This is a genomic window from Dysgonomonas sp. Marseille-P4677 (assembly GCF_016652235.1).
In the GTDB taxonomy this organism is placed as follows: domain Bacteria; phylum Bacteroidota; class Bacteroidia; order Bacteroidales; family Dysgonomonadaceae; genus Dysgonomonas.
This window is the reverse complement of sequence record NZ_JAEPKU010000002.1, coordinates 109,099-122,252: the sequence shown is the minus strand read 5'-3', so window position 1 is coordinate 122,252 and position 13,154 is coordinate 109,099. Positions and strand designations below refer to the sequence as shown.

General features: G+C 37.0%; 11 protein-coding genes. All 11 read left to right on the top strand.

From position 1 onward, the window contains the following. Positions 1–77: 77 nt before the first annotated feature. The gene (locus JGH11_RS01370; protein WP_201109762.1) at positions 78–794 is read left to right on the top strand and encodes a NigD-like protein; all 717 of its coding nucleotides are present in this window, start codon (positions 78–80) and stop codon (positions 792–794) included. A 182-nt stretch (positions 795–976) separates the two neighbouring features. Then, positions 977–1,486, top strand: coding sequence for a Fur family transcriptional regulator (locus tag JGH11_RS01365; RefSeq protein WP_201109761.1), 510 nt, complete (start codon positions 977–979; stop codon positions 1,484–1,486). After that, a complete protein-coding gene (locus JGH11_RS01360) occupies positions 1,483–2,748 on the top strand; it encodes an adenylosuccinate synthase (RefSeq protein WP_201109760.1) in 1,266 nt (421 codons plus the stop codon). The genes JGH11_RS01365 and JGH11_RS01360 overlap by 4 nt, the downstream gene beginning before the upstream one ends. 99 nt (positions 2,749–2,847) lie before the next feature. Further along, positions 2,848–3,531, top strand: coding sequence for a zinc metallopeptidase (locus tag JGH11_RS01355; RefSeq protein ID WP_201109759.1), 684 nt, complete (start codon positions 2,848–2,850; stop codon positions 3,529–3,531). A 122-nt stretch (positions 3,532–3,653) separates the two neighbouring features. Further along, entirely contained in the window at positions 3,654–4,796 is a 1,143-nt protein-coding gene (locus JGH11_RS01350) for a metallophosphoesterase (RefSeq protein ID WP_201109758.1), read from the top strand. Next, positions 4,793–5,992 (top strand): metallophosphoesterase, encoded by a 1,200-nt coding sequence (locus JGH11_RS01345; protein ID WP_201109757.1) that lies wholly within the window; start codon positions 4,793–4,795, stop codon positions 5,990–5,992. Before JGH11_RS01350 ends, JGH11_RS01345 begins: the two co-directional genes overlap by 4 nt. 15 nt (positions 5,993–6,007) lie before the next feature. Next, positions 6,008–7,666, top strand: coding sequence for a DNA repair protein RecN (gene recN, locus JGH11_RS01340; RefSeq protein ID WP_201109756.1), 1,659 nt, complete (start codon positions 6,008–6,010; stop codon positions 7,664–7,666). Positions 7,667–7,683: 17 nt separating this feature from the next. Beyond that, positions 7,684–8,787, top strand: a complete 1,104-nt coding sequence (locus JGH11_RS01335; RefSeq protein WP_201109755.1) for a DegT/DnrJ/EryC1/StrS aminotransferase family protein — start codon at positions 7,684–7,686, stop codon at positions 8,785–8,787. A gap of 151 nt (positions 8,788–8,938) precedes the next feature. Then, on the top strand, positions 8,939–10,282 hold the full coding sequence (gene purB, locus JGH11_RS01330) for an adenylosuccinate lyase (RefSeq protein WP_201109754.1): 1,344 nt from the start codon (positions 8,939–8,941) through the stop codon (positions 10,280–10,282). Positions 10,283–10,352: 70 nt separating this feature from the next. Further along, a complete protein-coding gene (locus JGH11_RS01325; protein WP_201109753.1) occupies positions 10,353–11,720 on the top strand; it encodes a pseudouridine synthase in 1,368 nt (455 codons plus the stop codon). A 22-nt stretch (positions 11,721–11,742) separates the two neighbouring features. Next, positions 11,743–13,140 carry an asparagine--tRNA ligase gene (gene asnS, locus JGH11_RS01320; protein WP_201109752.1) on the top strand — a complete coding sequence of 466 codons (1,398 nt, stop codon included), beginning with the start codon at positions 11,743–11,745 and terminating at the stop codon, positions 13,138–13,140. The last annotated feature ends 14 nt before the right edge of the window (positions 13,141–13,154 follow it).

Below are 13,154 nucleotides of genomic sequence, written 5' to 3'. Positions count from 1 at the left end.
ATTATATATGCAGCATGATGCATAAAATTCAGTCTTTCTAGTATAGAAGTAATCAATTAAATTTATTAAAATAAGATATGAAAAAGTACATAAAACTATTTTCAGCACTGACTCTGTTTGCTGTTTTGACAGTAGGACTCGCATCATGTCTTGATGATGACGGATACTCTTTGGGCAAAAGTTGGCGCTCTTTAGTGACCGTTAATAAGATAGATGATAAAACTTATGACTTTACACTTGACAACGGTGCTAAGTTATGGGTTGCTGCACCGATAGGGCTAAATCTAAAACCGAAGTATGATAGGGCAATTATTGATTATACAATATTGTCAGACAAGCAAGGTAATTATGATCATTACATAAAACTGAATGACTTTTATGATGTGCTTACAAAAGATGTAATATACATCTCACCTGATGATGAAGTAAAACAAGATAGCATAGGGCATGATCCTATTAAAGTCCGTTCAATTTGGGAAGGTGGAGGATATTTGAATATAAACTTCGAATATAATATGGGAGAAGTAAGTCAACATATGGTGAATCTGGTTTCAGATGCATCTGACTTAGCTGTAAATGATGAGATTGTAAGTTTGGAGTTTAGACATAATAAGAATGATGATCCTGAGAGGTATAAGGCGCAGGGATACGTATCTTTCGACCTTGCTCCGTATAAGATTGAAGGACGCGATAAGGTTAAATTTAAAATAAATGTAAAGGACTTTGACGGAGAAACAAAAGTGTACGACATAGAATATAAATACACTGAAAAAGATACAGAGTCTGAAAACTAAAAATATACTAACCTGAATATTTATTATAATATTCTTTTTGATTTCCTTTCTAAAAAGAGAGCTCGTGAGAGTTCTCTTTTTGTTTTTAGACAAATTCTAAATAGTTGATAACTTTTCTCTCGAATACAGTCGTGTATTCTTTAAAAAAGATGTATTTTTGCTCATATCAGATTTTTCTATAAATGGATAATTTAAAACTGAAGGAACAAGTCAAAAGTGAGTTTACTGACTATCTGAATCTCAATAAACATCGTAAAACTCCTGAAAGATATGCAATACTTGAACATATCTATTCGACTAAAGGACATTTTGACATGGATTCTTTATATAATGCCATGAAGCAATCAAGTTTCAGGGTTAGCAGGGCAACGCTCTATAATACCATAGAATTGTTGTTGGATTGTGGTTTGGTTGTAAAGCATCAGTTTGGAGCCAATGTTTCTCAATACGAAAGAGCATACGGCAACGAAAACCACGACCATCTTATCTGTCTAAGTTGTGGAGAAGTAAAGGAACATAAAAATGGTAATCTTTTTACCCCTACCCAACAAAAAAAGCTGCAACGCTTTAAGATAAGTTATTATAGTATGTATATTTATGGTATATGCAATAAATGTACCCGGGCTAAAAAGGCAGAAGAGAAAAAGAATAAACTAAACGAAAATAAAAATACACGTATTAAAAAGAAATGAAAGTAGATGTATTGCTAGGTCTGCAGTGGGGCGACGAAGGAAAAGGTAAAATAGTGGATGTGCTAACTCCCGACTATGAAATTGTAGCTCGTTTTCAGGGAGGTCCTAATGCAGGACATACATTAGAGTTTGAAGGAAAAAAATATGTCCTTCGCTCTGTTCCGTCAGGCATTTTCCAAGGGAATAAAATAAATATAATCGGTAATGGAGTAGTGCTTGATCCTGCCCTATTTAAAGGGGAGATCGAGTCGTTGGAATCATCCGGACACGATTTGACAAAACGTTTGCTTGTTTCCAAGAAAGCTCACCTCATATTACCGACTCATCGTTTACTCGATGCTTGTTACGAATCGGCTAAAGGAGATTCGAAAATAGGTACTACAGGTAAAGGAATAGGACCTACATATACAGATAAGATCAGCCGTAATGGTTTACGTGTTGGAGATATATTGTACAATTTTGAAGAAAAATATAATGTAGCTAAGACTAAGCATCTGAAAATATTATCACAATATGGTTACGATGTGAGTGCATTAGCAGAAATAGAAAAAGAATGGTTTGCCGGTATTGCAAAACTAAAGCAATTTACATTCATCGATAGCGAACATTATATAAATAATGCAGTAAAAGAAGGGAGAAAGATATTAGCAGAGGGAGCACAGGGGACTATGCTTGATATAGATTTTGGGTCTTATCCTTTTGTTACGTCATCCAATACTATATCAGCAGGTGCATGTACCGGACTCGGAATAGCACCTCAATCCATTGGTGAGGTATTTGGTATCTTCAAAGCCTATTGTACACGTGTAGGTAGTGGTCCATTTCCTACCGAATTATTTGACAAAACAGGAGATAAACTTCGTGAATTAGGTTTTGAATTCGGTTCGGTAACGGGGCGTCCCCGTCGTTGTGGCTGGATAGATTTAGTAGCCTTACGCTATGCTATTATGATAGATGGTGTTACTCAGCTGATAATGATGAAAAGTGATGTTTTAGATACTTTTGAAACAATAAGAGCTTGCGTCGGGTATGAGATTAATGGAGAGCAGGTGACTGATTTCCCATTCGAAGTCGACGAAAATATTAAACCTATATATGTAGATATGAAGGGTTGGCAAACAGATATGACAGAGATGCGGAAGGAGGAAGAGTTTCCTCAAGAATTTAAGCATTATGTTTCATTCCTTGAGAAAGAACTGAATGTTCCAATCAGTATTGTATCTATCGGGCCAGACAGGGCGCAAACTATTATTAGAAAGTAAAATGCTTTTTTAAATATATGGAATGTGCCGATAAACATTATTGGCACATTTTTTGTTTCTTCTATTGTAGAATCGTAGTAATCATTAAAAGAATATAATATGTATATAGGATGGATTTTATTTGGCTTGATAGCACTTGTTAGTTTTGGTGTTTCGCAAATGCTGAAAAGCAAGTTTAATAAATATTCGAAAATTCCATTAGATAGTGGAATGACAGGAAGAGATGTGGCTGAAAAAATGCTTCACGATAATGGAATTTATGATGTTAAAGTCGTTTCTACGCAGGGGATGCTTACGGATCATTATAATCCGGCGAACAAAACAGTCAATCTCAGTGAGGGTGTTTATGCCAGTAATAGTGTTGCTGCGGCAGCTGTAGCAGCGCATGAGTGCGGGCATGCAGTGCAACATGCACATGCTTACGGGCCTTTGAAGATGCGTTCGGCTCTAGTGCCTGTTGTTAGTTTTGCGTCTTCATGGGTGACTTGGATTATATTGGCAGGTATTTTCTTTATCAATACTTTCCCTTCTCTTATTTGGATCGGTATCGGTCTGTTTGCTTTGACAACGATATTCAGTTTCATCACATTGCCGGTCGAAATAAACGCAAGTAGCAGAGCTTTGGTTTGGCTAAATACAGCCGGAGTAACCAGCGTTCGTAACCACGATATGGCAAAAGATGCATTGAAGTGGGCTGCTTATACATATGTAATTGCTGCTGTTGGATCGCTTGCAACATTGCTTTATTATATAATGATTGCTTTAGGTGGTAGACGTAGTTAAGATACAATTTACGGAATAAAAAAGAGTAGTCTCTATCGGCTACTCTTTTTTATTACAAATATTTCAGAATAGGTAAGATTCTATATCTTTGTACTGTTTGTTAAAAAATAGATTAAGTACGAATGAAGTCAATCATGTTTATCATTATTTTTATAATTTATCTTCTTGCCAATATCTATGTATTCTATCATATCTGGATAGCAATGCCAGCTAATGCAATGGGGCGCACAGCTTTGATCTCATTTATAGTTATAGCTGTTTCTTCATTCTTTATATCGTTTTTGGCCGGAGATGTTCTGCCTATATGGTTGGCTGCAACGTTTTATAAGATAGGTACTGCATGGCTTTTTATATTGTTGTACTTTTTTATGGTGATGGCTGTAAAGGATATCTTCGGACTGACGAATCGTCTACTTCATTTTATGCCGGTCGATGCCATTACTCGTTACACAAAAGAAAACTGGGTCGGTCTTGGATTTATGGTAGGTTTTATAACCTTGTTAATGTTTTGCGGCTATCTCAAATATCAATGGAAGGTGCGTGTCGAACTACCTATTCAAACATATAAAACGATAGGTGATTCCACTTCTACTCGTTCATTGAGAATTGTAGCTATAAGTGATTTACACTTAGGTTACGGTATTGGTAAAAAAGAATTTGAAGGGTGGGTAAATATAATTAATTCCGAAAATCCGGATATTGTACTAATTGCAGGCGACATAATAGACAGTAGCGTGCGTCCACTCAACGATGAAGGTTATGACGACGTTTTCCGTAAAATTAAAGCTCCATATGGTGTTTATACTTGTTTGGGAAATCATGAGTATATAAGCGGTATAAAAGGCAGTCTCGATTTTATTGATAAAACAGGTGTGACTCTATTACGTGATGCAGTGGCTTTTGTAGACAGTAGTTTTTATGTAATAGGACGTGATGATAGGTCGAACCCAAATCGTAAACCATTGAGGGATCTGGTTGCCGATTTGGACAAATCTAAGCCGATAATAATGCTTGATCATCAGCCCTACGATTTAGAAGAAACAGAAGCGTATGGAATTGACTTCCAATTTTCGGGGCATACACATCAGGGGCAAGTGTGGCCTATATCGTTAATTACAAAAAGCATCTATGAAAATGATCATGGTTTCGTTAAAAAAGGAAACTCAAATATATATGTTAGTTCGGGCATAGGAATATGGGGCGGGAAATTCCGTATCGGAACTCAGTCGGAGTATGTTGTGATTGATATAAATAAAAAACAATGAGAGTTTTTCTTAACGCCATAATTGTCCAGATTTTTTTAAGCGCTTATATATATTGGCGTGGCTGGCAGGGATTGCCCGATAAAAAGTATATCAAAATACCTTATGCCACCGTCTTCATAATAGAGCTTATAATATATTTTCTTGGCTTCTTCACCTCTGGTACAGGTTTGTTGCCATTCGATGCTTTACATAGCTTTGCTTGGGTTGGTACTACATGGATGATATTTATTATTTACATGTCTGTATTACTTCTTATCTACGATTTGTTTAAATACATAGACAAGCGAAAAAATATATTTCCTGCTTCGTTCGATCTGAAGGCGAAAAAGACAAGGTTAATATATTTCTGCTCCATTCTTATCTTAGTCGTTGGTGTGATGGTATATGGCAACTATAAATTCTTCCATCCTGAAGTTACGGAGATGAACCTGACGGTGAATAAAGATTCTCCAAATCTGAAAAATCTCCGAATCGTGGTTGCTACAGATATACATGCAGGCTATCTTATCGATAAAAATATTATATCTATGTATGTAGATAAGATAATGGAGCAAAAACCAGATATTATATTGCTTGTTGGAGATATTGTCGACTACGATGTAAAGTCTCTTTATGAGCAGAACATGGAAACAGAGTTTCTTCGCTTGAAAGCTCCTTATGGAGTATATGCCTCAACGGGCAATCATGAATATATTGATTTGGGAGAAAAGAAGGATGAAAAAATTCTATGGTTAAGCGAAAAAGCGGGAATGACTGTTCTTAGAGATACTACTGTTCTCATACATGATTCTTTCTATTTAGTAGGACGAGAAGATGATATGTGTAAGACAAGAAAAGAACTTTCCGAAATAATGAAAGGTATAAATAAAGATTTGCCTATTATAGTTATGAATCATGAACCTCACCGTTTGTATGAAGAAGCCGAAGCCGGAGCCGATATTGCACTTTTCGGTCATACGCACAACGGACAATTCTTTCCTGTGAATACAATTATGAAATTGAGCTCGATGATCTATAATACAGGTCTTATTCCTGAAAATATGAAAATCCGGTCTATGTATGAAATTCCTTTTGGCTATAAAAAGAAAGGGGATACACACATATATGTTTCGTCAGGATTAGGATTGGCCGGTCCTCAGTATCGTATAGGTACTATATCGGAAATTGTAGTACTGAATGTGAACTTTAATAAATGATTATTATCTTTAGCTATGCTAAAATCACTCTATATAAAAAATTACGCATTGATCGATAGTCTTGAAATCGATTTCGAATCTGGATTTTCTGTAATAACAGGTGAAACAGGTGCCGGGAAGTCTATTGTGCTTGGGGCTCTTTCTCTTATGTTGGGGCAGAGGGCTGATGTCAAGGCAATCAAACAAGGGGAGAGTAAGTGTGTTATTGAAGGATGCTTCGATGTCTCGGCATACGATTTGAAAGATTTTTGTGAAGAAAAAGGGATTGAGTACGATCCTGATAGCTATATCTTTCGTCGTGAAGTACTATCTACTGGAAAGTCTCGTGCATTTATCAATGATTCACCGGTAGGGTTGAATGAATTGAAAGAGCTCGGAAATCAATTGATTGATATACACTCTCAACATCAAAATCTTTTATTAGCAGATACTCGCTTTCAGATGCAGGTAGTAGACACTTTGGCTGGAAATAAATCCTTATTAAAAGAATATCAGGCTTCGTTCCATCAGTATAAACAATCTCAGAGAGATCTGTCCGAACTTAGGGAAGCAATAAGAAAAAGCAAAGAAGAGGAAGATTATCTTCGTTTTCAGTATGAATCTCTTCGTGAAGCTGCTCTTATAAAAGGAGAGCAAGAGGATCTTGAAACGGAACTTGAAACGCTGAACCATACAGAAGAAATTAAATCCTCCTTGTTCAGGATTTATAATTTTCTTTCGGAAGACGATCGGGGTATTGTGTCCGAATTGAAGGAAAGTCTGAATATATCATCTTCGTTATCTAAAGTTTTTCATAAATCGGAAGAAATATCTCAACGCTTGGAGACAGCCTATATTGATCTGAAAGACTTATCCTCCGATGTAGAAAGGTTGGCTAATGACATTGAGTTTAATCCCGAAAGATTGATTTTTATAGAATCCCGTCTTAATTTGATCTACTCTTTGCAAAAAAAATATCATCTATCCTCTATATCTGAATTGTTAAATCTATATGAAGATATAAGCCGAAAAATAGAGAATATTAATTCTTCAGATCAGCAGGTTGAAACTTTAGAAAAAGAAGTCGCTGCAAAGTATGAGAAGATGCTGGTCCTTGCTCGTAAAATAAGTGATCGCCGTATTGCCATAACAGGAAGGTTGGAGAAAGAACTTGTGGAAAAAGTGACCTATCTGGGTATGCCGAATATTCGATTCAAATGTGATATTACAACAGAAGAACCAAGTGTGTATGGAATCGACAATTTATTGTTTCTTTTCTCTGCCAATAAAAATGCTCCTTTACAGCCTGTTGCCGGTATCGCTTCAGGTGGTGAGATTTCGAGGTTAATGTTATGTCTTAAGTCGATGATTGCTGGAGCTACAGCCTTGCCTACTATCATATTTGATGAAATAGACACAGGTGTATCCGGTGAAATAGCTGATAAGATGGGGCAGGTAATGCTCGATTTTGGAAAGAATATGCAAGTGATAGCAATTACACATCTACCTCAGATTGCAGCAAAAGGAAAAAATCATTATAAGGTTTATAAATTTGATAATGATGATTCTACTACCACTAATCTGATTCAATTGTCGGATGAAGAGCGTCTCGATGAGATTGCACGCATGCTTAGTGGTGCTGTTGTGACGGATGCTGCTATTCAAAACGCCAGATCGATGTTAGGTTTTTCATAATATTTATAACTGGTGATATGATTCCTTTTCTAGACTTAAAGAGAGAAACAGACAGATATGCTTCAGAAATAAAAGAAGCTGTATCTCGTGTTGTCTCTTCCGGATGGTATATACAAGGACAGGAAAAAGAGCGTTTCGAAAATGACTTTTCATCTTATTGTGGAGTGGCGCATTGTATAGGTGTCGGCAATGGTCTGGATGCTATTTGTCTTATTCTTAAGGCATATATAGAGATGGGAGTGATGGAAGAAGGTGATGAGGTAATTCTTCCGGCTAATACTTTTATAGCGACGGCTTTGGCGGTTTCTCAATGTGGACTTGTACCTGTATTGGCCGATTGTGATATACAGACATTCAATATTGACCCTATATCTGTAATAGAAAGAATAACAAGTAAGACAAAGGCTATTATAGCCGTTCATTTGTTTGGACGAGTAGCACCCATGCAAGAGTTGTCGGAAATAGCCAATAAGTATAATCTAAAATTGATAGAAGATGCAGCTCAAGCACATGGTGCAATATACCAAGGAAAGAAGACTGGAAATCTGGCTGATGCAGCTGCTTTTAGTTTTTATCCGACAAAGAATCTCGGCGCATTAGGCGATGCCGGAGCAGTAACAACCAACAGTGCTGATATTTCTGATTTAATAAGATGTTTTTCCAATTATGGCTCAGATAGTAAATATTTCCACAGATATAAAGGCCTAAACTCTCGTTTGGATGAGATACAAGCTGCTATTTTATCCGTACGTTTAAAATATCTGGACGCCGATAATCGAAATAGGCGGCAAATCGTAGATCGCTATTCAGTAGAAATCGATAATAAAGATATTCTATTACCTACAAAAGGAAGTGATGGAGAACATGTCTTTCATTTATATGTAATACGCTCCACACAGAGGGATAGACTTCAGTCTTACTTGATTGAAAATGAGATACAAACGCAAATACATTATCCGTTACCTATTCACAAACAACAGGCATATGCCGAATTTGAAAAGCAAAATTTACGAATGACCGAATTATTGAATAATGAAATTTTAAGTTTGCCTCTTTATTCTTCATTATCGACCAAAGAAATTGATAAGATAATTTATGCCCTGAATAATTGGCAAGAATAGTTTAAAAAAGAAAAAAATATTAATTTTACGGCTTTTAAAAACACTTTCAACCGTATATTTGTTTTATATTTGTAACGAAATATAATGAGTAAGTAGTGATATCGAAAATAAATTCTAAGAATTAGTAAAAAACACAAAATATCAGGCACTAATGATACTAACACCCCTAACTTCCATCTCACCTATAGATGGGCGTTATCGCAATAAAACAGAAAAATTAGCAAATTATTTTTCAGAATATGCATTAATTAAATATCGTGTATTGGTAGAGATCGAATACTTTATAGCTCTATGCGAATTGCCATTGCCTCAATTGAAAAATATAGATAAGTCTATTTTTCCAAAACTGAAAAGCATAGTAACCAATTTTTCGGAAGCGGATGCTCTGCGTATAAAGGATACAGAAAAAATAACAAATCATGATGTAAAGGCCGTTGAATACTTTATTAAAGAAGAATTTGACAAACTCGGTTTGCAGGAGTATAAAGAATTTATTCACTTTGGACTTACGTCACAGGACATAAATAATACATCGATCCCTCTTTCGTTGAAAGAAGTGTTGAAGGATGTATATTACCCAATATTGGGAGAGCTTATAGCTAAGCTAAGAAGTTTGGCAGAAGAATGGATAGATGTGCCTATGCTCGCAAAAACTCATGGACAACCGGCCTCTCCGACACGACTAGGGAAAGAGATAATGGTTTTTGTGAGTCGTCTTGAAGGACAATTAGCCTTGCTAAAGGCTATACCTATGTCCGCTAAGTTTGGAGGTGCGACAGGTAATTATAATGCACACAATGTAGCTTATCCATCATATGATTGGAAAGCTTTTGGAAATAAATTTGTGTCGGAAAAACTAGGACTGGTCAGAGAAGAATGGACAACCCAAATATCCAATTATGATAATCTGGCAGCAGTCTTTGATGCTCTTAAACGGATTGATACTATAATGATTGACCTGAATAGAGATTTCTGGCAGTATATTTCAATGGAATATTTCAAACAGAAAATAAAAGAAGGGGAAATAGGCTCGTCTGCGATGCCGCATAAAGTTAACCCTATTGATTTTGAGAATGCGGAAGGAAATCTCGGAATTGCAAATGCCATACTAGAGCATTTGTCGGCTAAGCTACCTATATCTCGTTTACAGCGTGATCTAACGGATTCTACCGTTCTTCGCAATGTAGGTGTACCTATGGGGCATATTGTAATAGCCATACAAAGCACACAAAAAGGATTGGAAAAATTGTTGTTAAATCAAAATGCTTTATCTAACGATTTGGACAATTGCTGGGCTGTGGTGGCAGAAGGCATTCAAACAATCCTTCGTCGTGAAGGATATCCGAAGCCTTATGAAGCATTGAAAGCTCTTACTCGCACCAATACCACGATAACAGCAGACTCTATAGCAGAGTTTATTTCGGGCTTGGATGTAAGTGAGTCTGTGAAAAACGAATTGAGAACAATTACACCTCATTCTTATACAGGTGTATAAAATTGATTATAACCGTGAGGTTATTAAAAACAGGTATTTGTATATTTATTAAAAAAAAACGAAAAAACAAATGGTGACAGACAACGGAAATGAAAGAGAAGGCCGGGATGGTTACTCTTCATCAGAAAACAATTCAAACGGGTCAGAACCCGTTAAAAAGAAACGCGCCCGTGTAGGCGATTTACGTAAACAAGCCTACGATACTAATACAGATCGAAATCCATATAAAGCTGGAGGAGACAGATCGGAAAGACAAGGTGGTTACGACTCAGACAGATCTCCTAGACAGTCTTCTTATAATAGGAATGATAATGGGGAGCGCCGTTTATATGGTAACTCTTATGATAATAATCAGAATCGCTATTCTGATAGAGGCGGCAACTACTCTGATAATAGAGGTGGCGGCAACTATTCTGATAATCGTGGCGGTGGCAACTATTCTAACAATAGAGGTGGCGGCAACTATTCTAACAACCGAGGTGGTGGTAACTACTCTAATAATAGAGGAGGAGGTAATTACTCCAATAATCGGGGTGGATATTCAGGCGGTGGAGATAACCGATCCTCGTACGGGAATCGTGATAACCGAGGTGGCGGATATGACAATCGTCGTCCGGGAGGAAATAATCAGCGTGGTGGCGGATACAACAGACCGACAACCGGAGAGGGTATAAAGAAACTGGTTAAGCCAGTTAAATACAAAGAAAATATAGATCCGAACACACCGTTGCGATTGAATAAATATTTGGCTAATGCCGGAGTTTGTTCTCGTCGTGAGGCAGATGCATTTATTACATCCGGAGTAGTAAAAGTGAATGGAGAGGTTGTAGACCAGTTAGGTGCAAAAGTGACTCGTGGTGATATGGTTACTTTCCAGGACAAACCGGTTCGTTTGGAAAGCAAAGTATACGTTCTTTTGAATAAACCTAAAAATTGTGTAACAACATCGGATGACCCTCAGAACCGTCTTACGGTAATGGACTTAGTGAAAAATGCCTGTCCAGAACGTATTTATCCTGTAGGTCGTCTCGACAGAAACACAACCGGAGTTTTATTGCTTACCAATGATGGAGATTTAGCGTCTAAGTTGATGCATCCGAAATTTAAGAAGAAAAAAATCTATCAGGTTACACTTGACCGTGATGTTGCTATCGAAGATATGCAGGCTATTGCCGACGGCGTAGAGTTGGATGATGGAGAGATACATGCAGATTCTATTGCATATCAGGCAGAAGACGTATTGAATGTGGTAGGTATCGAGATTCACTCTGGCCGTAATCGCATTGTTCGCCGTATATTCGAGAAACTTGGTTATCAGGTAACCAAACTTGACCGCGTATATTTTGCGGGATTAACCAAGAAGAATGTACTTCGTGGAAAATGGCGTTATTTGTCAGAAAAAGAAGTGAACATGCTTCGTATGGGAGCATTTGAATAAAAGATAAAATATTTGATATAAGATGGAGAAAATCCGTAGAACAAAGATTGTAGATGTATTCAAAGATCCTAAATTTGGATCTGTAGTTGACGTGAAGGGATGGGTTCGTACCATTCGCGGTAATAAATATGTAAACTTCATCCATCTGAATGATGGTTCTACTATCCATAATCTTCAGATAGTGGCTGATGTACAGAAGTTCGGAGAGGATTTCTTCAAAACAGTAACAACAGGAGCCTGTATTCATGTAATAGGAACTTTGGTTGAGTCTCAAGGAAAAGGGCAGAATGCCGAAATACAAGCAGATTCGATTGAAATATATGGTACTGCCGATCCCGAAACTTACCCATTGCAGAAGAAAGGACACTCCCTTGAGTTTTTACGCGAAATAGCTTATTTACGTCCTCGTACCAATACATTTGGCGCTATATTCCGTATACGTCATCATATGTCTTATGCTATACATAAGTATTTTAATGATCACGGATTCTTTTATTTTCATACCCCAATTGTAACGGCTTCCGATGCTGAAGGTGCGGGTTCTATGTTTCAGGTGACTACATTGGATTTTAATAATGTTCCCCGAACAGAAACAGGTAAAGTGAATTATTCGGAAGATTTCTTTGGTCAGCAGACAAATCTAACTGTTTCAGGACAGCTTGAAGGTGAGCTTGGTGCAATGGCTTTAGGTGCTATCTATACGTTTGGACCGACATTTCGTGCCGAAAATTCTAATACTCCCCGTCACTTGGCTGAGTTTTGGATGATTGAGCCTGAAGTCGCATTCTACGATATTCATGATAATATGGATTTGGCAGAAGACTTTATGAAATATCTGATTCGTTATGCTTTAGAGCATTGCAAAGATGATATTGCCTTTCTGTGTGAAATGTATGATAAGGAATTGATCGAAAGATTGAATTTCATAATAAACAATGATTTTGTAAGACTTACATATACTGAAGGTGTTGAGATATTAGAAAAGAGCGGTCAGAAGTTTGAGTTTCCTGTATATTGGGGAGCAGACCTACAATCAGAACATGAGCGTTATCTGGTAGAGAAGCACTTTAAACGTCCGGTAATACTAACCGATTATCCGAAGGAAATAAAATCATTCTATATGAAACAGAATGAAGATGGTAAAACTGTACGTGGTATGGATGTTCTTTTCCCTAAGATCGGAGAAATCATAGGAGGTTCGGAGCGTGAAGTCGATTATGATAAGTTGGTGAATCGGACAAAGGAGTTGAATATGAATACCGATCCTATCTGGTGGTATCTGGAAACCCGTAAATTCGGAACAGCGCCTCACTCAGGATTCGGACTCGGTTTTGAGCGTCTGATTTTATTTATTACAGGTATGGCTAATATTCGTGATGTAATACCATTTCCTCGTACGCCGAACAATGCAGAGTTTTAATACTCTAATATTTA

Coding starts and splice junctions, on each gene's coding strand:
- JGH11_RS01345 (WP_201109757.1), top strand. CDS start 4,793: ATGAGAGTTTTTCTTAACGCCATAATTGTCCAGATTTTTTTAAGCGCT.
- JGH11_RS01360 (WP_201109760.1), top strand. CDS start 1,483: ATGAAAGTAGATGTATTGCTAGGTCTGCAGTGGGGCGACGAAGGAAAA.
- JGH11_RS01350 (WP_201109758.1), top strand. CDS start 3,654: ATGAAGTCAATCATGTTTATCATTATTTTTATAATTTATCTTCTTGCC.
- JGH11_RS01335 (WP_201109755.1), top strand. CDS start 7,684: ATGATTCCTTTTCTAGACTTAAAGAGAGAAACAGACAGATATGCTTCA.
- recN (WP_201109756.1), top strand. CDS start 6,008: ATGCTAAAATCACTCTATATAAAAAATTACGCATTGATCGATAGTCTT.
- purB (WP_201109754.1), top strand. CDS start 8,939: ATGATACTAACACCCCTAACTTCCATCTCACCTATAGATGGGCGTTAT.
- JGH11_RS01370 (WP_201109762.1), top strand. CDS start 78: ATGAAAAAGTACATAAAACTATTTTCAGCACTGACTCTGTTTGCTGTT.
- JGH11_RS01365 (WP_201109761.1), top strand. CDS start 977: ATGGATAATTTAAAACTGAAGGAACAAGTCAAAAGTGAGTTTACTGAC.
- JGH11_RS01355 (WP_201109759.1), top strand. CDS start 2,848: ATGTATATAGGATGGATTTTATTTGGCTTGATAGCACTTGTTAGTTTT.
- asnS (WP_201109752.1), top strand. CDS start 11,743: ATGGAGAAAATCCGTAGAACAAAGATTGTAGATGTATTCAAAGATCCT.
- JGH11_RS01325 (WP_201109753.1), top strand. CDS start 10,353: ATGGTGACAGACAACGGAAATGAAAGAGAAGGCCGGGATGGTTACTCT.